We start from the raw sequence: 19,855 nt of genomic DNA on the forward strand, positions 1-19,855 counted from the left end.
CGATTGCTCCTCACCTGCAACTGTTGATGATACTGTTGGCACGACAAGCAAGTATCGGGTCGTGCGGAGCCACCCGCACCGGCGCCTACAACGCCGACAACGCACCTCGCCGTGGGTGTCGGGAAAGCAGGGCAGATGTCGCAGCATCCGGAGCCGGCGGCAGCGCTCACCGAGTTGCTCGAGCGAGAGGCCATCAAGGAGTTGAAGGCCCGGTACTGCCGTTTCCTCGACACCAAGGACGAGTCGGGGTGGCGGACGGTCTTCACCAGCGACGTCACGGTCCGCACGGACCTCACGGTGGGGACCGCCGCCGAGCCCGCGCGGAGTTTCACCCTCGACGGTGTGGAGGCCTTCGTCGCGGGAGTGCTGGAAACCCTGGCCGAGGTTGCCACGGTGCATCACTGCCATACGCCGGAGATCACCCTCACCTCGCCGACGACGGCGACCGGCATCTGGGCGATGGCGGATTGGCTGGCCCTTCCCGACGGCAACGAGCTGCGCGGCGCGGGCAGGTACCACGAAACCTACGTCAAAACCGGTGGTGAGTGGCGGATCTCGTCGCTGCACCTGATCCGCACCGTCGTCCGAACCGGGGAAGGCTTCCCGGTCGGGATCGAGCTGCCCGCCAATCGGGTCGAGGCCGAGACGCGCCGACCCGCCAACCACACGACCCCGGAGGGGGACAGATGAGCGGACCACTGGCAGGGAAGACTGCCTTCATCACCGGTGCGGCGCGCGGGCAGGGGCGCGCGCACGCCATCCGGCTGGCGCGTGACGGGGCCGACATCATCGCGGTCGATCTGTGCGGACCGCTGCCGGCGTCGGTCCCGTACGACTCGGCCACCAAGGAGGATCTCGACGAGACCGTCCGGCTGGTCGAGGCCACGGGACGGCGGATCGTCGCGTCGGTGGCCGACGTGCGCGATGCGGAGGCGCTGGCGGCCGCCGTGGACACCGGGATCGCCGAACTGGGCGGCGGACTCGACATCATCGTCGCGAACGCGGGGATCAGCCCGCCGCAGGTGTGGAACGAGATCACCGGCGAATCGTTCCGGGATGTGTTGGACATCAACGTGATCGGTGTCTGGAACACTGTCGTGGCGGGCGCGCAGAAGATCATCGACGGTGGCCGCGGCGGCTCCATCATCCTGATCAGCTCGGCGGCCGGGCTCAAGCTGCAGCCCTTCATGGTCCACTACACCGCCAGCAAGCACGCGGTCACCGGTATGACGCGCGCGCTGGCGGCGGAGCTCGGCAAGCACTCGATTCGGGTCAACAGCGTGCACCCGGGCGCGGTCAACACCCCGATGGGTTCCGGCGACATGGTCGGCGCGATCGGGCGAGCCCTGGAAACGAATCCCACCCTGGCGAACATGAATACACCGTTCCTGCCGGTGTGGATCGCCGAGCCGGAGGACATCGCCGCCACCGTCGCCTGGCTCGCCGGTGACGATTCCCGGCTCATCACCGCCACACACGTGGCGGTCGATCAGGGCTCGACCAGATACTGACGGGGCGGGCTGACCATGGCGGTCGCCTGCGAGACGTCCGAGGGGGTGCAGCCGCGGCCGCACCGCCCTCGGCTCACAGAACTCGCGTCAGCGGTCAAGCGCTCGCGGCGGCCCTGTTCACGATCCGCTCGGCCTGCAGCAGCACGGGTCCATCGACCATGCGGCCGCGGAACCGGAACACACCGCGATGTTCGGGCGCCTGCTCCAGAACATCCCGTGCCCAGGATAATTCGGCTTCGCTCGGCGCGTAGGCGGCGCGAATCACCGCGACCTGGCTGGGGTGGATGGCCGGTTTGGCGTCGAATCCGACCGCGGCGATCTCGGCGGTCTCGGCACGTAACCCGTCGATATCCCCGATATCGGTGAATACCGCGTCGAGTGCGAACTTGCCGCACGCTTTGGCAGCGAGCAAGGTCGCCGACCGGACGTGCCGGGCGACGTCGTGGAAGCCGCCCCCTGGTCGCCGGCTCGACTGCCCGCCGAGCCCGGCGACCAGATCCTCGGCGCCCCACATGGCGCCGATCACGGTGTCGGCCCACAGGATTCGTTCCACCGCCAGCGCCCCGAGCGGGGATTCGACGAGCGCGATGACCTCGTAGCCGGTCAGCGCGGCGCATTGGTCCGCGGACTCGGCCTTGGCGAGCAGCAGCCGCCGGTACCCGGTCCGGGCGATCGCGGCGAGGTCGAGTGCGTGGTCCGCGGTGGCCACGGCACCGATCCGCACGACGGTGGTCTCCGGGTCGAGCGGCGTCCGGAGCAGTGCCGCACGCGCGGCGGGTTTGTCGTCGGGGGCGACGCCGTCCTCGAGATCGAGGATGACGACATCGGCTGCTGCTGCGGCCTTCTCGAAACGCTCGGGACGGTCGGCCGGACAGAACAGCCAGCCGGGTCCGGGAATCTGCCAGGTCATGCGAACCCTTCGGGGAGTGGCGATCGGTGGGTCAGATCGGTGTCACCTGCGAGATCAACCACCGGCCGTCCTCCTCGACGAGCGAGACGCGGGCCCTGCTACCGGTCGACGTGCCCTGCGGTGTGTCGGCTCCGGTGGTGAGCTGGTTGAGGAACAGCAGCACGACGGCGTGCGTGCTGTCGTCGGAGATGATCCCGCTCGCCACCACGGTGGCCTTCACCGTGAGCTTCTTCTCCTTGGCCCCCGGGGCTATCGCGTCGTGGACGAGCCGGAGGTAGTCGGACCGGAAGTCGCCGCTGAGTCCATCGGCGGCCTTGGGGAGTTCGGTGTCGACGGTGGCGTGGTCGTAGCTGAACATGGCGGTGACCGTCCGGCTCGCCGCGTCGACCGCATCCTGCCTGCGCTGGTCGTCATCGCGTTGATCGACGTAGCGGAAGGCGTTGATGCCCAGCACTATCACGGCTGCGACCGCCACCAGGGTCAGTACCGCCGCCGCGTTTCGGATGCGATCGAGTCTCATGCCACGAACTCCACTTTCGAGATGGTCAACCCGCTGTCGGTGCGGTCCACGGTGACTCGGAACCGGTAGTAGCGCTGCTGCGCTTCCGGCTGACCGGCGTTGGTCACCGTCTGTTTGGCGGCGACCAGCACCACCGCCGAACTGTCGCCGTCGTGTTCCAATGCCGCCTCGATGATCTCGCCGGTCGAGACGACCTGTGCCTGCTGCACGACCTCGCGGAAGGGGTCGAGCCGACCGTCGAACTCGCTTTTGAACTCGCCCGAGGCGCCGGCCAGGATTCGGTCGATGTCGGCCTGGGCGGAGTCCGCCCGGATCGTGGTCAGGTTGAGAATCGCCTGCCGGGCGGTATCGACGTATTCGGTGCGGCGGCGGTCGCCGTCGTTGTCGCCGTGGGTGCCGATGTACAGCGCGACGGTCGATGCGATCGCGGCGACCACGAGCACGAGCGACAACGCGGCGCCGGCCGGCAGAGCCGTCCCGCGCGGGCGTGCACGCAGCCGGGACAGCCGTGAATCGGCGGCCACCGTCGAGGATTCGGCTGTGTCGACGGTGAGTTCCCCCGCCGCCGAGCCGGCGGCCGGGGCGGTATCGGCCGGCGGCTCGGCGGCGGACGGCGCTGCGATCGGATCGGGTTCGGCTACGGCGTCAGTGGTGATCGTGGCAGCCACCCGTAGGCCGGCCACCCGATTGACACGGCGGCGGCCCGCACGGGCACCGGGATTGTCGGATTTCATCGCTGCTGCTCCTCGAGCATCGCTTGCCAGCTGGCGGGTACCGTTCCGGAACCACCCGGCGCGATATCGCGTACCTGGTACGTTCGTCCGTCCGAGCCGGTATATGCCCTGGTCGCCGGGTCATAGGCCTGCGCGGACGCGGGTGCGGCGCCATAGCTCGCGGGCGCCGTGGTGGCGGGCTCGGCCTTGCCGAACGGTTCGGGATTGGGTCCGAGCGGCTCATACCCGGTGCGGCACAGCTCCGGTGTGGGCGCCCGGACCCCGGGGAACTCCGCACAGGGAGTGTTGCGGATGCCTCGTACCGCCTCGGGCGCGTCCTGCGGAATCCTGCAGTACAGGCCGTCGGGGGTGTCGATCGGTGTGAGGTCGCCGGGGTCGCGCCACTGCTCCGGAGGCAGGAAGCCGGTGGTGCACGCGGGCGGATCACCCACGGTCGCCACGAAATCGACGGCAGCCCCGTATTCGGACGGTCCCCTGATGATCGTCATCAAGGCGGCGACGAGTGGGGGATACAGCACCAGAACCTGTTCGATCCCCGCGTGATAGGTCACCGCGACCTGGCCGACACCCACCAGGTTCCGCAGCAGGATAGGCAGCGTGGGCTGCAGCTCGGCGAACAGCGCTCCTGCTCGTTGCATCGTGCCGGGACCGTGTCGCAGGATGCCGCGCAGGGCGGGATCGTGGACGCGGAGCTGGTCGGTGACGGCGGCGAGATCCTTTGTCCACGAACGGATCGCCGCATCCGAGCGAGTCTGGGTGTCCAGCAGCGGACCCAACTGTTCGAGCAGCTGCACCGTCGGTTCCGCACTGTCCTGGGCCTCCTGCACGAGCAGGGCTGCGGAATCGATGAATCGCTGCAGCTCCGGGCCCGTGCCGTTGAAGGCGCGGAAGGCTTCGTCGAGCACGCGGCGCAGCCGGGTGTCGGCGATCCCGGCCAGCAGCAGGTCGGCCTGATCCAGCAGCGCGCCGACATCCTGCGGAAGTCCGGTGCGCTGCACCGGAATGACGTCACCGTCCGCCAGCGCGGCGTCCGAATCCCCCTCGGGTGGAACGAGATCCAGGTACTGCTCGCCAACCGCGGACACGCTGCGAACCCAGGCGTGCACATCGGCCGGCACACGGTAGTCGCTGTCGAGGGAGACCTGCGCCGATACGCCCTCCTCGGTGAGCCGGACCTGCTTCACCACACCGACTTTCGTCCCGCGAAAGGTGACGTTCGAGGTCTCGTACAACCCCCCGGTCCCGGCGAGTTGCACGGTGATGTCGTAGCGGCCGATGCCGAACACGGCGGGCACCCGCATGTAGGTCCCGCCCATGATCAGGAGTCCGATCACGGTGAGCAGACCGAAGATCGTGAGCTGGATGCGGACGAATCGAGTGAGCTTCATCGTGGCGTCCCCTCTGTCAGCGGCACGGTCAGTCCGGGGATCGCCGGCAGTCCGGGGATCGCCGGCAGGCCGGGGATCGGCAGCGTAGGCACGGCGGGCGCCTGCAGTGGTCCGATCGCCGGATTGCCACCCTGGCCCGCGGTCTCGGGCACGAAACCACCCAGGACGCCTTCGATGCCCCCGAAGCGCCCGCCCAGCGGGGTTCCGGTGAGGAAGCTGGAGTCCAACCGCTTGCCGGTGAGGTCGACGGTGACCGCCAGGTTCATGTAGTCGCCCTTGATGGCTTGGCCGAGATTCTTCATCGGGAACGGGAAACTCAGCAGCATCTTCAATGATTCGGTGAGGTGGCCGCCGGTGTCCCCGAGCTGCTGCAGCACCGGCACCAGATTGCTCAGGTTCGCGCGCAGGTTCGCGCCGCCGCTGTCGACGATGCGATCGACGACACCGCTCAAATCACCGAGGGCGGTGATCGCCGTGGTGATCTGCGCGCGCCTGTCGGCGAGCATCCCGACCGCCGACGGCAGGACATCGAGCGCCTCGGCCAGCACCTCGCGCCGGTTCGCGAGCTGGGTGCCGAGCCGGTCCAGGCCGTTCATGGCCGCGATGATCTGACCCGTCTGGGCCCGCAGATTGGCGGTGAGTTCACTCAGCTGTGGCAGCAGGTCACGAATTCCCTCCGCGTTCCCGCTCAGCGCGGAATCGAGTTCGCGCGTGATGCTCTCGAGCTGGGTGATACCACCGCCGGTCAGCACGACCGACAGCGAGGACAGCACCTGTTCGGTGGTGGGGTAGAGGCCGGCGCGCGCGAGGGGTATCAGATCGCCGTCTCGCAAACGGCCGACCGGCGCGGTGTCGATCGGTGCGCTCAGCTCCAGGTGATTGCTGCCGAGCAGACTGGTCTGACCGACCTGTGCGATGGCGTTGGCCGGTAGCTCGACATCGGGATTCAGGGTGACGGTCACCAGCGCGTGCCAATTCTCCACACCGATGTCGGCGACGGTTCCCACCACGACGTCGGCCACGCGAACCGGCGAATTCTCGGTCAGGGTGGTCACATTCGGCATCTCGATCCGCACCTGCCAGGACCCGGGGCCGGTGCCCTCGGTGCCCGGCATGGGCAGCGAGTTCAGGCCGTCCCATTCACACCCGGCGACGCCGGCCAGCAGTACACATCCGAGGGCGGCGGCCGCGATTCTGCGGGTCAGCGGGTGAACGCCGCGGCGGCCGGTCACCGGGCACCACCGGGCAGCATCAGATCCGTCAGGTTCGCCGGGGGAGTCGCCGCAGCGCCCAATTCCGCTGGGCTGTAAACCAATTGGCTCGGCAGGGCCTCCACCGCGCTGGCCGGATTCGCCAGGATCGGCAGGTAGTTCATGGCCAGCGAGTCGATGACCGGGGCCAGGTATTGCCGGCACAGATCGGCGCTGCGATCGGAATTGGCGGTGGCCACCGCCTGCACCGAGCCGCACAGGAACGCGAACGGATTGGCCGAGTTGTTGAGCACGACCGCCCCGGAGAGACTGCCCTGCGCGGGTTTGTAGATGCGGTAGAAGTTCGCCAATCCCGTTGGAGCGGAATGCAATACGCGCTCGACCAGGGAACGATTGTCCATCACGATCTGCGTGACGGCGGCCAGGCGTTGCACGCTCTCGGTGAGCTGGGTGTCGCTGCTGTCGAGGAACCGCCGCACGTCGGCGATCGCACCGTCGAGGTTGTCCAGCCCCGAACCGAGGTCGGTTTCGACGCCGGCGAGCACCGAGGAGACCGAGGCGAGGCGTCCACCGAACTGGACAATCTGTTCGTTGCTGCCGGAGAGCACTTCGACGAACTGCTGCAGGTTGCGGATCGTGCCGAACAGGTCCGCGCGGCCGTCCGAGAGCGTGGTCAACGTGGCCGACAGGGCCCGGATGGTCTCGCGCATACGGTCGCCGTTGCCGTCGAGATTGGCAGCGGTGGTATCCATGAATCGGGCGAACGAGCCCTTGTCATCCTGTCCGACCGGCCCCAGAGCGGTCGAGAGCCGGGCCAGCTCGGCTTTGATGTCATCCCACTCGACCGGAATCGCCGTGCGGTCCAAGCCGATCGTGTCCCCGTCGGCGAGCTTCGGCCCGCCGCCGTACGCGGGGGCCAATTGAATGAATCGGGCCGAGACCAGCGAGGGCGCCACCAGGAGCGCGCGGGCGTCCGCGGGCAACTCGACGCCGCGATCGATGGTCATGCGCACCCGGGCGCGATCGGCGGCGGGTTCGATGGCGTCGATGGTTCCCACGCGAACGCCGAGCACCCGGATCTCGTCCCCGGGGTACAGGGCCGTCGTGGCGGGGAAGTCGGCGACGATGGTGGTCGTGCCGATCGCCGACACCCGGGACCACAGCGGCATCGCGACCGCGGCGAGCACCGCGGCCACCGTGAGCACGAGCACCCAGCGCGGTGGCCTGCCCACCCGCTGTACGACATTGGGCAGCTTCATCGCGGCGGCTCCTGGGCTCCCGGGGTGATGGAGGGGAATGGGTCGAAGTAGGCCCGCAGGGACTCCGGTAGGTTCTGTGGCCAGGTCAGCGCGTCGACCAGGACATGCAGCAGCGGACTGTTGAGGTTGTGGACGTAGGCCTGGAAATACGGGCCGCTACCGACCTGCTCGCCGAGCGCGGCCGCGTACGGACCGAGGCCCGCCAGTGCCGACGCGATGTTGTCGCGATTGCTTTCGAGCTGGGCCAGTACGGCGTTGAGCTTGACCAGGGCCGGCGCCAGGATCTCGATGTTGTCGTTCACCATCCCGGACAACTGCTGTGCCAGTCCGTTGAGATTGATGATCAACTGTCCGATCGCGGCCTGCCGGGCCTGGAGCTCACCCAGCAGGGCATTGCCGTCGGTGAGCAGCGCCGATATCTGTCCGGACTGCTCGGATAACACCGAGGTGACATTCCTTGCGCGCGAAAGCAATTGGGTCAGCGCTTCGTCGCGGCTGTTGATGGTCTGTGACAGGGCGGTGATCCCGTCCAGCGCCGTCCGCACCGGCGCGGGTGTATCGGCGAACGTCGCCGACAGCTCGTCGAGGGCTTGATCGAGGCGGTCGGTGTCGAGTTCCTTGACGGTGCCGCCGAGGTCCGTCAGCGCCTCGTTGAGCGAATACGGCGACCTGGTCCGTTCCAGGGGGATGGCGTCGTCGGCGTGCAACGCGCCCGAGCCTTCCGGATAGAGCTGAATGGACTTGCGGCCCAGCACCGTATTGGTCTTGATCGCCGCGGATGTCCGGTCGCCGAGCACGACCGACTCCTCGAGGCTGAACCGAACCTCGACCTTGGTCCCGGACAGCTTCACCGATTCGACCCGGCCCGACCGCACGCCCGCGACCTGTACCGCGTCGCCGGCGACCAGCCCGCCCGCGTCGGCGAAGTAGGCGGTGAAGCTCGCGCCTGAACGAAGGAACGGCATCCGGTTCAGTTGCAGCGCACACAGCGTGATCGTCACCGCCAAGACGATGCCGACGATGCCGACCGTGGTCGCCGGAGATCTCCTGTCACTCATGCGCGCACCGGCCCGTCGTCTGCTGGCCGGGTATCGCGATCTCGTTGGTCGTGCCGTTCGGCCCGTCCACCAGAAAGACCACCGAGCACATGTACATGTTCAGAAACGAACCGTAGGAACCGATCCGGATGAGATCGCGATAGGTCTGTGGCAATCGATCCAGTACCCATTGGATGGTGTCACTGCCCTCGTTCATCAGTCCGGCGACGCGGCTGGTCTGCTCTACGGTCGCCCGGAGATCCGGCCGCGACTGCGCCAGCAGATCGGTGAGATCCCCTGTCGCACCGGCGATCCGCGGAATGGCCTCGCCGATCGCGTCGCGATCGGCGGCCAGGCCCGACACCAGCCGCCGGATCTCGGTGATGGTGCTGGTGAACTGGTCACCGCGTTCGTCGATGGTGGCCAGCACGGTGTTGAGGTTGTCGATCACGCTGCCGATCAGCGCGTCTCGATCACCGAGTGTCTGCGCGAACGACCCGCCGTCGTTCAACAGCGACACCAGATTCCCGCCCTGCCCCTGGAAGATCCGGATCAGGGCATCGGTGAGGTTGTTCGCCCGGTCGGGATCCAGGCCGCGCAGCAGCGGCTTGAACCCGCCGAGGAGCATGTCCAGATCCAGGGCCGGTGCGGTGTGCTCCACGTCGATGGTGGCGCCCGCGGCGAGCTCGCGCGCCTCACCCGGGCCGTCCAGCAGCTCCAGATACCGGTCCCCGACGAGGTTCTCGTAGCGGATCGCCGCGCGGGTGCTCGTGCGCAGGACATGCTCGCTGTCCACCCGGAAACCCACGTGCGCCAGGTAATCCGGGCCGAGTTCCACCGAGGTGACCGTCCCGACCGGAACCCCGGCGATGCGTACCTTCGCACCGGGCAGCATGCCCGAGGAACTGGTGAACAGGGCCCGGAAGTCGCTCGCCGGGGCGAAGCGTATCTGCCCGAAGACCACGACCAGACCGGCGAAGATCATCGCCATAACCGTGGCGAATACGGCGAGTTTGATCGGCGTACCGATGCCGCGCATGGTCAGCTCACCCCCGGCAATCCCGCGAACAGCAATTGGAAGACTTTCGGTGCGTTGAAGGTCAGGGTGGTATTCGGTACGTAGGGCGCGCCCTCGCTCGTGTCGACCACGAGGTAGTCGGCGTTGCTGCCGGGCACCCGGTCGAGCACTCCCGCGCAGTGTGGGCCGCCGGTGGCGTTGACCTTCGGCAGATCGTCGGGGGCGGTGTAGCGCCGGGTGCCCGGCATGAAGCTCGCGGACAGCATGACCGGGCCGTTGCCCCCGAAAACTTCCTCGGCCGCGGGCAGGGACTTGCTGACCCCGACGATCAGGCAGTACAGCGCGGGCGAGTACTCGGACAGCAGCCCGGTGGTCGGGCGCAGCAGATCCAGCGCGGTGACCAACTGATTCTCGTTGTCCCGCAGCGTCGTTCCCGCGGTTGTCGCGACCCCGATCATGTTCACCAGCAACTCGTCGAGATTCGAGCGCTCCTCGTCGAGTGTCCGGGCCGTCGCGGTGACGTTGGCTACGGTGTCGAGCAGATCCTGGGCGGTATCGGCGTACAGTTCACCGACCGCGGCGGTCTTGTCGAGATCGTCGCGCAGCGTGGGCAGCGCCGGATTCAGTGTGCGCAGATAGCTTCCCGCGCCGGTCAGCATGTCACCCAGCTTCTCGCCGCGGCCGTCCAGCGCGGTCCCCAGCGCGGACAGGATCGCGTTCAGCTTCTCGGGCTCGATCGCCGCGAGCAGCGTGCTCAGATGCTGGAACAGGGTGTTCAATTCGACGGTCACCCGGTCGGCGGTGATGCGCGTGCCGGGGCGCAGGGGCTCGGCCGGCCGGCCGGGCGGTGACACGAAATTGACGTACTTCGCGCCGAATACGGTGGTGGACCGGATGTCGACATGGGCGTCCGATCCCACGAATCGCAGCTGGCCGGGATCGACGGCGAGCCGCAGCGTCGCGCCGTCGGCTCGCTGGATCACCTCGTCCACCCGGCCGATTTCGACACCGCGCAGCCGCACCTTCGCATCGGGATCGAGGACGAGACCGCTGCGCGGCGAGTCCACCAGGATCGTGACCGACGCGGTGAACCCACCGGCGAACGCTGTCAGCGCGAACACGACGGTTGCCGCCAGCGTCAGCACCATCCCCAGTCCGGCGAGTTTGAGGCCGAGCCCGCCCCGCAACGCCCCGAGGATTCGGGCAGAAGTGTGCCTTGATCGCATCGTGGTCCTATCCGGAGAGATGGAAGTTGCCGGACGTGCCGTAGACGGCAAGTGAGATCAGCAGGGTTACCGAGACCACGGCGACCAGCGACGCGCGCACCGCGTTGCCAACCGCGATGCCGACCCCGACCGGTCCGCCCGCGGCGTGGTAGCCGTAATAGGTGTGGATCATCATCACGGCGGAGGCCATGGCCAGCGCCTGGATGAACGACCACGTGAGGTCGGTGGGCTGCAGGAAGGTCGAGAAGTAGTGGTCGTAGACGCCCGCCGACTGCCCGAAAATGACGACCGTGGCGAATCGGCTGGCCACGAACGACGCGATCACCGCCAGCGCGTAGAGCGGGACGATGGTGATCATGCCCGCGACCACCCGGGTGCCGACGAGGTAGGGCAGCGGCCGGATGCCCATCGACTCCAGGGCGTCGATCTCCTCCGCCACTCGCATCGCACCCAGCTGCGCGGTCGTGCCGGCGCCGATGGTGGCCGCGAGTCCGATGCCCGAGATCACCGGCGCCGCGATCCGGACGTTGATGAAGGCGGCGAAGAATCCGGTCAGCGCTTCGATGCCGATATTGCCCAGTGAGGTGTAGCCCTGGATCGCGATGGTGCCGCCGGTGAAGAGCGTGAGGAACCCGACGATCACCACGGTGCCGCCGATGACGGCCAATGCTCCTGTGCCCATGCTGATTTCGGCGATCAGCCGGATCGTCTCGGTGCGGTAGTTTCGCAGTGCGCGGGGGATCGAGGCGAGTGTTCTGATATAGAAGAGCGCTTGGTTGCCGAGGGCGTCGGCAGCGGTCGACAGCCGGTGTGCAGTGCGTACGGTGCGCGGGATTCGCGAGCGGAGAACGTACATCGCTACTTCACCGTGAAACTGATGCCGACGGCGGTGATGACGACATTCACGACGAACAACGCCATGAACGCGAAGACCACGGTCTGGTTGACCGCGTCGCCGACGCTCTTCGGGCCGCCTTTGACGTTCAGGCCCAGATAGCACGCCACCAGTCCGGCGATCAATCCGAACATGCCCGCCTTCACCTCGGAGATAACGACTTCGGGGAGATGGGTCAGGAGCGTGATGCCATTGACGAACGCTCCCGGATTGACGTCCTGGATGAAGACCGAGAAGAAGAATCCGCCCACTATGCCTATGGTGCACACCAATCCGTTGAGCATCAGCGCGGTGAAAATCGAGGCCAGTACCCGCGGTACCACGAGCCGCTGGATCGGGTCGATGCCCAGCACCCGCATCGCGTCGATCTCTTCGCGGATGGTGCGGGCGCCTAGATCGGCGCAGATCGCCGTCGCGCCCGCGCCCGCTACCACCAGCACCGTCACGACCGGTCCGACCTGCGTGATGGCGCCGAAGGCGGCGCCCGCCCCGCTGAGATCGGCCGCGCCCAATTCCCGCAGGAGGATATTCAGGGTGAAACTCACCAGCACGGTGAAGGGGATGGCGACCAACAGGGTGGGCACGATCGATACCCGGGCGATGAACCAGGATTGATCGATGAATTCGCGCCACTGGAACGGGCGGCGCGGTATCGCGCGCACGACGTCGGCACACAATTGGAAGAATTCCCCGACCGCGCGCAGCGGGACTGCGAGCACTTCATTCATTCGAGCCTCCCCTCGACTCTTCTGCTCGATACCTATTCGGGCTCGCCCCCGGGACATTCACCCGACCGCGTGTGCCGACGGGACATCGCCGATGACGCGGCACATCCGGATTTTGTCTTCGCACAGCGGATCACGACCCGAGTTCGTCGGAACACCGTTCGCCCGAAGTGTGCCGGGCAGGGCTGCGGCAGGTCGGCTACGTCGATGTTTTCTCTACAGTTACGGTTACAGTAAGTCAATGTAGTCGACCCGCCACCGCGAGGCAACGAAATCGGGAATGTGGTGCGGAGAATCTGCCGGCGGATGCCGCGAGTGTGTTGGCGCGGGTCGTCGGTTCGACGGCCGTCGCGTGCCTCGTGCTGATTCGTGCCGTTGACAGAGTGGTTCGAATGTATTGGGGTAGAGACGATTTGGTGCTATCGCTGATCAGGATCGAGCGCTGATCCGGTTGGGCTGGTTGGCCGGAAGGCGTTTGGCAAACCGGCGCCGCTCGCCCGGAGAGGTCCGAGGATCAGGCGATCCTCGGCTTCGCGGACCCGGCCCGGCGCCGGCCGGCCGGGAGCTCGCGGAGGCGGATATCGCGTTCGTACACGTAGTAGTCCACCTGCTGGGTATGCCGGGCCCGGTCGACCATGTGACCGGTGAACTTACGATGGTCCGCCGCGATCACCCGCAGCATCTCCCGGGTGTCGGGTAGGCGGTACTCCCCGCCGATATGCGCGCCTACCAGCCGCGCCTGACACTCCACGAAGGGGAACAGGGTGGGGGCGGGCTGGGCGAAGCCGACGAACGCCAGGTCGTCGATGCCGGGTTTGAAGATCCGCTTGTACAGATCGATCCGGTTGCCGGGCGCGCTGATGAACTCGGGGTCGAAGAAGGGGAAGGTGATGTTGTATCCCGTGCAGTAGATGATCACGTCGACATCGTGGTTCGATCCGTCCGCGAAATGCACGGTGTGCCCGTCGAGCGCGGTGATGTTCGGTTTCGGGACGATATCCCCCGACCCCAGCCGCAGCGGCAGCTCGACCGACTGGGTCGGATGCGCTTCGAACATCTTGTGATTCGGTGTCGGCAGTCCGTAGCTCTCCGGCCGTCCGGCGACGATCGGGGTGAACATCTGCCCGAACCTGCGCTGCCAGCTCAGCGGTATGTACGGGACGGTCCGGTAGAAGCGATCGCCGGGCACGCCGGCCAGGTACTTCGGCACGATCCACGCGCCGGACCGAGTGGACAGCCAGACCTCGGTTCCCAGGCTCTTGGACGAGACCTCCACCGCGATGTCGGCGGCGCTGTTGCCGATCCCGACGATGAGGATGCGCTTGTCGCGCAGGTCGATCGGAGAGTACGGGTCGATGTAGGAGTGCGAATGGATCGTCTGTCCCGCGAAGGTTCCCGGAAAATCCGGCAGGCGCGGATCCCAGTGGTGGCCGTTGCCGACGACCAGGAAGTCGAAATGCTCCGAACCCCCACGCGCGGAACGGATTTCCCAACCACCCTCGGGCAGGCGCCTGGCATTCTCGACGGCGTTCTCGAACCGGATGGCGTCCAGCAGTCCGAACGCGTCGGCGTAGGAGTCCAGGTACCGCTTGATATCGGTGTGGTGTGGAAAATCGGGATAGCTCGCGGGCATCGGAAAGTCCTTGAAGGACAAGCGATGTTTGGAGGTGTCGATGTGCAGCGAGCGGTAGGCGCTGCTGTGCCCGTTCGGGTTGCCGAACGCCCAGTTTCCCCCGATGCGGTCCGACGATTCGAAGCAGACGTAGTCGATCCCGCGGTCGCCGAGTACCTTTCCCGTGGTCAGCCCGCTGATTCCGGCTCCGATGATCGCTACTCTGGGCTGGTTCATCTCTGCTCCCGGGGGGATACGATCGCCGCGAGCCCCGGCGTCGCCGCGAGCCCGAGGATATGACGACCGGTGATGATCGGGAGATCGAGGAAGGTGCGGATGCCCGGCTCGGCCGCGCACACCGGAACGACGGCGTGAACGGCGTGCATCGCGGTGCCCAGGCAGCTCTGCTCCACTTCGTTCTCGTCGTGCGCGCCGATCACGGCGTCCACGACGAACGACGGCGTACCTTCGATCGTCACCCGCCACCCACGGCCCCGGGGCCAGTCCGGAGCCTGATCGTGTCGCATTCGGGTGATGTGCTCGATGGTGAGCGCGGGCCGGCCGCAGACGATCGCGGTGTAGGAGAACCGTTGCGCTGAAACGGTTCCCGCTTCGATACGGGTCGCGACGGTCTCGAACGGCTCGGCCGCGACGGCAACCGAACGGGAGAACACGAAATCGTCGATGTCCGCGCCGAGCCCGGCGGCCAGCAGCATCAGCGGTGCGCGGAACACGGCGCTCGCGGCCGCCGGGTCCGCCATCACCACCGGCACGCCGGGGTGTTTGCCGAAACCCATGATGTCGGTGAGCATCGCCGCGCTGTCGTAGGTCGAATAGTCCAGGAGCTCCTGGACCAGGACCGAATCCGTGCGCCGCAGCAGTGGGGAGATGGTGAGCGGCAGAACCTCCGCTGCCCAGCCCGGTTCGATACCGGTGGCGTGGAAGGACGCCGAGCCCGCCGCGCAGGCGGTTTCGAGTCGTTCCACGACCTCCGAACCGAGGCTGGGGGGATAGATCAGGCCGGTGACCGCCGTGGAGATGACATTCTTGCCCGAGGCCAGCAGCCGGCAGATATCGTCCACCGCGCCCACGGGATTCATCTCGCCCTGCGGCATGTAGAGGACGCAGTCCGCCTCGAGCGCGAGGATTTCGTCGATGTCTCGGGTCGCGGTGACCCCGATCGGGCCGATCCCCGCGATGTCCCCGACGTCCCTGCCCGTCTTCCGCTCGCTGTAGACATAGGCGCCGACCAGTGCCAGCTCGGGGTGGTCGTGCACGGCGGCGACCGCCTGCCTGCCGACAGTCCCCGTCGCCCATTGAATTACCCGCAGGGTCATGAGTGCTCCTGGTGTACGCGGAATCTCGCCGGAGCCATGTCGTGGATCACCGGGCGGTGTCCACGTCGGGGGCCGCGGCGATGGTGAGAACGTTTGTGAGGAAATGGGTCTGGTGCGCGCGAACTGTCTCGTGCCAGGGTTTGCCGGGATAGATGTCGAAGTGATCGCACGGGTAGTGCCGGACCTGTGCGCGGGCGCGGGTGGCCGTTCGCGTCGCGGCGCGCTCGGGGACGCATCGATCCAGGTCGGCGATCTGGAACAGCGCGGGGCAGCGCAACGCGGGCGCGAAGCGATGCGGGCGGTGCGCGACGGCGTCGAGCGCGAACGAGGCGTTGACCTCGTTGCGCCAGGTCGGCCCGGCGATCGACACGTAGTCCTCGTACGCTCCGGGGACTGTGAGCAACCCGGCTGTGCCCGGCCTGCCGACCGCCGGCGTCAGGTGTCTGTCACCGCCGGTGAGAGCGGCGTACTTGTCGCGGAGCGCGCGACGGAGTAACCGCGCCAGTGCCGGCGCTCCGCCGGCGACGGCCGGTTCCGTGCTGCCCCGCGAGCCGGCGAATCGATCGGCCGATGCCGACACCAGGGGCGTGACCGAGATGAGCGCGGCGATATCGGACCGGCCCGCGGCCACCTCGAGCACGGTCCCACCCGAGAGCGATACGCCCCACAGGATCAAGCGGTTCGGATCGACGCCGGGCAGTGTGGCCGCCGTGCGCAGGGCGGCCCGGTAGTCCTCGACCTGAGCGGCGGGCGAGATCACCTGGCGGGGCGCACCGCCGCTGGCGCCGAATCCGCGGTAGTCGAAGGCGAGGACATCGAGGCCGATGGCGGCCAAACCCCGTGCGAAGGAGTCGAGACCGCAGTCCTTTGTCGCCGCGAATCCGTGTGCCATGACGACCGCAGGCCTACCGGCGGAGGTGTCGAACCGGTTGCACTCTCCTGGGAAATGCCAAGCATCGCAATCGATTCCGTGAGAGGAGAAGGTCAGTGAGTTCGGCACGTCGGCATTCCTTCTTCGGATCACAGCTCGATATGCAGATACTATAACCATTACCGTATGGAGCATGGGATAGTTTTCGCGCGTCTGTCCGTTGCGCTTCGCGCCGCGTACGATCGCTGTTACAGTTGGACTTACTGGATGAGGGTGCCGTCGTGGCGATTGCCGCCGGCCCGATACGTCAGATTCGTGCCCAGCGCGCATACCGGGGAGACAACACCTATGGAGACCGGAACAGCCGAGCAGACGATCGTGCCCGCGGACTCGGGCCGACTCGGGGGTGCGGTGACCACGGCTGCGGAACTGTCGGCCATCCTGGACGCCCAGCGGCGTGCCTTCCTGCGGGACGGGCCACCGTCCGCGTCGGTACGGCGCAACCGCATCGACCGGTTGCTGGCCATGGTGCTGGACAACATCGACGACTACGTGGCGGCGATGTCCAGGGACTTCGGAACCCGATCGCGCACCGGCACCCTCTTCGCCGAGATCAGCGGAATGCTCGCAGCCTTCGAGCACACCCGTTCACACACCGCGAAGTGGATGCGACCGGTGCGGGGTAATCCGATCGCGCGATTCTCCGGCATCCGGACCGAAGTGCAGCCCGCACCGCTGGGCGTGGTCGGCATCGTCGGACCGTGGAACTTCCCCCTGCAGTTGGTGGTCGTCCCGGCGGCTTCCGCCTTCGCGGCGGGCAATCGGGTGATGATCAAGATGTCGGAAATCACCGCGCACACAGCGGAATTGACCCGGCGACTGGCCGCCACCTACTTCGACCCCACCGAACTCGCCGTGGTCACCGGCGGACCCGAGATCGGGGCGGCCTTCACCGGGCTGCCACTCGACCATCTGTTCTTCACCGGGTCGACCTCGGTCGGACGGCTGGTGCAGCGCGCCGCCGCCGACAACCTGGTTCCGGTCACCCTCGAACTGGGCGGCAAGAATCCGGTGGTCGTCGCGGCCGACGCCGATCTCGACCGCGCCGTGGACCGAATCGCCCGCGCGCGCATGGTGAACGGCGGCCAGGTGTGCGTCTGCCCCGACTACGTGTTCGTCCCCGAAGATCGCATCGACCGGTTCGTCGAATCGCTGTACGCACGCCTGTGTGGAATGTTCCCCTCGATCGTGGCCAACGACGACTACACCGCGACCGTCGACGCCGCCAACTACGAGCGGATCGTGGGCCTGGTCGAGGACGCTCGCGCACGCGGCGCGCGCGTCCTGTCGGTGGCGCCGCCGGGTGAGTCCCTGCCGGACGCCACCACCCGCAAGATCGCCCCGACGCTCGTCCGCGACGTCACCGATGACATGCGAATCGCGCACGAAGAGGTCTTCGGCCCCGTGCTGCAGATCCGCCCGTACGCGGCGCTCGACGACGTCATCGACTACCTCAACGCCCGGCCCGCGCCGCTGGTCGCCTACTGGTACGGCCCGGATCGCGCCGACTTCCGCAGGTTCGTCGGCGCGACGCGCAGCGGCGGGGTCGCGCGCAACGAGTTCGCGATTCACATGTTCTCCGAGAAGGCGCCGTTCGGCGGTGTCGGCCACAGCGGCATGGGCGCCTACCACGGCAAGACCGGTTTCGACACGTTCAGCCATATGCGCACGGTCGCCGGTACGGATCTGCCCTTCGCGATCACCGGGGTGGCCGCGCCGCCCTTCGGCCCGCGGCTCGCCCGCATCACCGATACCGCGTTGCGCGCGGTGCACCGGATCAATCGCCGGCGGGTGCGGGGCCGGTTGCCCGGCACCGAGTCGACGGTGTGAGCCCGTCGTTCCCAGCCTTTCGCACCAAGCCCACGTCCGAGGAGTCATGTTGTCCGAACCCGAAGCGCCGCAGTTCACCCTCGCCGATGCCGCCGACGCCGCCGCGGCGGCCCTGCCGGATCGGGATCTCGTCGTGCAGGGCGATCGCCGGCACACCTATGCCGAGATCGCCGAGCGGTCCAAGCGATTGGCGGCGTATCTGCAGTCCCGCGGGCTCGGCTGCCACAGCGAGCGCGATGTCCTGCCGGGCCACGAGGTCGGGCAGGACCTGCTCGGCATCTACGCGTACAACGGCAACGAGTACGTCGAGAGCCTGGTGGGATCCTTCCGCGCCCGGGTCGCGCCCTTCAACGTCAACTACCGCTATGTGAAAGGCGAACTGCAGCATCTGCTCTCGGACGCGGGCGCCACGGCGCTGGTGTATCACGCGGCGTTCGCGCCGCGCGTTGCCGAGATCCGCGCCGACCTGCCGGACCTGCGGGTGCTGATCCAGATCGCTGACGATTCGGGCAACGAATTGCTCGACGGGGCGGTCGATTACGAGACGGTGATCGCCGAGACGTCCGCGGCCGCGCTGACCGTGCGACCCTGCCCCGATGATCTCTATGTCCTCTACACCGGGGGCACGACCGGCATGCCCAAGGGTGTGCTGTGGCGCCAGCACGATGTCTACATGGCGGCATGTGGCGGAAGGGATTTCAACAGCGGCGCCTCCGTCGCCTCGTACGACGACATCCACGCGCGGGCCGCGGCCAATCCGGGCGTCCGGCTCATGCTGCTGCCTCCGCTGATGCACGGCGCGGCGCAATGGGCGCTGCTGTCGGCGATGACCACGGGACAGACCATCGTCTTCTCCAGCGTGGTCGACCGCATCGACAGCGTGGACATCGTCCGCACCATCGAACGGGAGAAGGCCGCGATCACGATCGTGGTCGGCGATGCCATGGCGCGGCCGCTCCTGGCCGCGGTGAAATCGGAACAGGCCGACGTGTCGTCGCTGGCGGCGCTCGCCAACGGCGGCGCCGTACTGAGCCCGGCGGTCAAACAGCAGTGGATCGACGCGGTGCCGGGTCTGGTCGTGCTCGACGGCGTCGGATCATCGGAGACCGGAACCCAGCTCACCCACGTCTCGGGGGCGGGTTTCGTCTCGACCGGTACATTCACCGCGGGACTGGACACCCGCGTCGTCGCCGAGGACCTCGGGTCCGTGCTCGAGGCTGGGCACGAGGGCATCGGCTGGCTCGCCAAGCGGCAGTTCACGCCACTCGGGTACAAAGGCGATCCGGCCAAGACCGCCAAGACCTTTCCGGTCATCGACGGCGTTCGGTACGTACTCCCGGGTGACCGCGCCCGGCACCTCGAGAACGGCAACATCGAACTGCTCGGCCGGGACGCGGTGACCATCAACTCCGGTGGCGAGAAGGTCTTCGCCGAAGAGGTCGAGATCGCGATCTCGACCCATCCGGCGGTGGCCGACGTGCTCGTGGTCGGCCGGCCGAGTGAGCGCTGGGGCCAGGAAGTGGTGGCCGTGGTGCAACCGGTCGAGGGCGCGACGGCCACGGCCGAGGAATTGATCGCGCACGCCGCCCAGGCCCTGGCCCGATACAAACTGCCCAAGGCGGTGGTGTTCCGGCCCGAGATCCAGCGCAGCCCCGCCGGCAAGGCCGACTACCGCTGGGCGCGTGAGCAGGCCGTCTCCGGAACCTGAGTG

Annotated in this window: 18 protein-coding genes; 4 read left to right on the plus strand and 14 right to left on the minus strand. The window is 67.5% G+C overall.

Annotation, left to right across the window (positions count from 1 at the left end; translation table 11 throughout):
* Positions 1-135 precede the first annotated feature (135 nt).
* Positions 136-690 (plus strand): nuclear transport factor 2 family protein, encoded by a 555-nt coding sequence (locus ACWIGI_RS36040; RefSeq protein WP_454208033.1) that lies wholly within the window; start codon positions 136-138, stop codon positions 688-690.
* Positions 687-1,511 (plus strand): mycofactocin-coupled SDR family oxidoreductase, encoded by an 825-nt coding sequence (locus ACWIGI_RS36045; RefSeq protein WP_454208034.1) that lies wholly within the window; start codon positions 687-689, stop codon positions 1,509-1,511. The genes ACWIGI_RS36040 and ACWIGI_RS36045 overlap by 4 nt, the downstream gene beginning before the upstream one ends.
* Positions 1,512-1,605: 94 nt before the next feature.
* Here ACWIGI_RS36045 and ACWIGI_RS36050 read toward each other — a convergent pair whose 3' ends face one another.
* From ACWIGI_RS36050 to ACWIGI_RS36115, 14 genes are all read right to left on the minus strand, one after another.
* Positions 1,606-2,421 (minus strand): HpcH/HpaI aldolase/citrate lyase family protein, encoded by an 816-nt coding sequence (locus ACWIGI_RS36050; protein WP_454208035.1) that lies wholly within the window; start codon positions 2,419-2,421, stop codon positions 1,606-1,608.
* A gap of 31 nt (positions 2,422-2,452) precedes the next feature.
* Complete coding sequence (locus ACWIGI_RS36055) at positions 2,453-2,941, minus strand: h domain protein (protein WP_454208036.1); 489 nt, start codon at positions 2,939-2,941, stop codon at positions 2,453-2,455.
* Positions 2,938-3,675, minus strand: a complete 738-nt coding sequence (locus ACWIGI_RS36060; RefSeq protein ID WP_454208037.1) for a hypothetical protein — start codon at positions 3,673-3,675, stop codon at positions 2,938-2,940. The genes ACWIGI_RS36055 and ACWIGI_RS36060 overlap by 4 nt, the downstream gene beginning before the upstream one ends.
* Entirely contained in the window at positions 3,672-5,063 is a 1,392-nt protein-coding gene (locus ACWIGI_RS36065; protein WP_454208038.1) for an MCE family protein, read from the minus strand. The genes ACWIGI_RS36060 and ACWIGI_RS36065 overlap by 4 nt, the downstream gene beginning before the upstream one ends.
* Entirely contained in the window at positions 5,060-6,295 is a 1,236-nt protein-coding gene (locus ACWIGI_RS36070) for an MCE family protein (RefSeq protein ID WP_454208039.1), read from the minus strand. Before ACWIGI_RS36070 ends, ACWIGI_RS36065 begins: the two co-directional genes overlap by 4 nt.
* Positions 6,292-7,533 carry an MCE family protein gene (locus tag ACWIGI_RS36075; RefSeq protein WP_454208040.1) on the minus strand — a complete coding sequence of 414 codons (1,242 nt, stop codon included), beginning with the start codon at positions 7,531-7,533 and terminating at the stop codon, positions 6,292-6,294. The genes ACWIGI_RS36070 and ACWIGI_RS36075 overlap by 4 nt, the downstream gene beginning before the upstream one ends.
* Positions 7,530-8,591: an MCE family protein gene (locus tag ACWIGI_RS36080; RefSeq protein ID WP_454208041.1), complete on the minus strand. Its 1,062-nt coding sequence runs from the start codon at positions 8,589-8,591 to the stop codon at positions 7,530-7,532. Before ACWIGI_RS36080 ends, ACWIGI_RS36075 begins: the two co-directional genes overlap by 4 nt.
* Complete coding sequence (locus ACWIGI_RS36085) at positions 8,584-9,609, minus strand: MCE family protein (protein WP_454208042.1); 1,026 nt, start codon at positions 9,607-9,609, stop codon at positions 8,584-8,586. The genes ACWIGI_RS36080 and ACWIGI_RS36085 overlap by 8 nt, the downstream gene beginning before the upstream one ends.
* A gap of 2 nt (positions 9,610-9,611) precedes the next feature.
* A complete protein-coding gene (locus tag ACWIGI_RS36090; protein WP_454208043.1) occupies positions 9,612-10,814 on the minus strand; it encodes an MCE family protein in 1,203 nt (400 codons plus the stop codon).
* 7 nt (positions 10,815-10,821) lie between these two features.
* Positions 10,822-11,670: an MlaE family ABC transporter permease gene (locus tag ACWIGI_RS36095; RefSeq protein ID WP_454208044.1), complete on the minus strand. Its 849-nt coding sequence runs from the start codon at positions 11,668-11,670 to the stop codon at positions 10,822-10,824.
* 2 nt (positions 11,671-11,672) lie between these two features.
* A complete protein-coding gene (locus ACWIGI_RS36100) occupies positions 11,673-12,437 on the minus strand; it encodes an MlaE family ABC transporter permease (RefSeq protein ID WP_454208045.1) in 765 nt (254 codons plus the stop codon).
* A 511-nt stretch (positions 12,438-12,948) separates the two neighbouring features.
* Positions 12,949-14,283 carry a flavin-containing monooxygenase gene (locus ACWIGI_RS36105; RefSeq protein ID WP_454208046.1) on the minus strand — a complete coding sequence of 445 codons (1,335 nt, stop codon included), beginning with the start codon at positions 14,281-14,283 and terminating at the stop codon, positions 12,949-12,951.
* Positions 14,280-15,383 carry an NAD(P)H-dependent amine dehydrogenase family protein gene (locus ACWIGI_RS36110; RefSeq protein ID WP_454208047.1) on the minus strand — a complete coding sequence of 368 codons (1,104 nt, stop codon included), beginning with the start codon at positions 15,381-15,383 and terminating at the stop codon, positions 14,280-14,282. Before ACWIGI_RS36110 ends, ACWIGI_RS36105 begins: the two co-directional genes overlap by 4 nt.
* Before the next feature lie 46 nt (positions 15,384-15,429).
* Entirely contained in the window at positions 15,430-16,275 is an 846-nt protein-coding gene (locus tag ACWIGI_RS36115; RefSeq protein ID WP_454208048.1) for an alpha/beta hydrolase, read from the minus strand.
* A gap of 327 nt (positions 16,276-16,602) precedes the next feature.
* On the opposite strand from ACWIGI_RS36115, the gene ACWIGI_RS36120 reads away from it, so the two are divergent.
* Positions 16,603-18,144 carry a coniferyl aldehyde dehydrogenase gene (locus ACWIGI_RS36120; RefSeq protein ID WP_454208049.1) on the plus strand — a complete coding sequence of 514 codons (1,542 nt, stop codon included), beginning with the start codon at positions 16,603-16,605 and terminating at the stop codon, positions 18,142-18,144.
* A gap of 49 nt (positions 18,145-18,193) precedes the next feature.
* Entirely contained in the window at positions 18,194-19,852 is a 1,659-nt protein-coding gene (locus ACWIGI_RS36125; RefSeq protein ID WP_454208050.1) for an acyl-CoA synthetase, read from the plus strand.
* The last annotated feature ends 3 nt before the right edge of the window (positions 19,853-19,855 follow it).

This window comes from Nocardia sp. NPDC055321 (assembly GCF_053645575.1).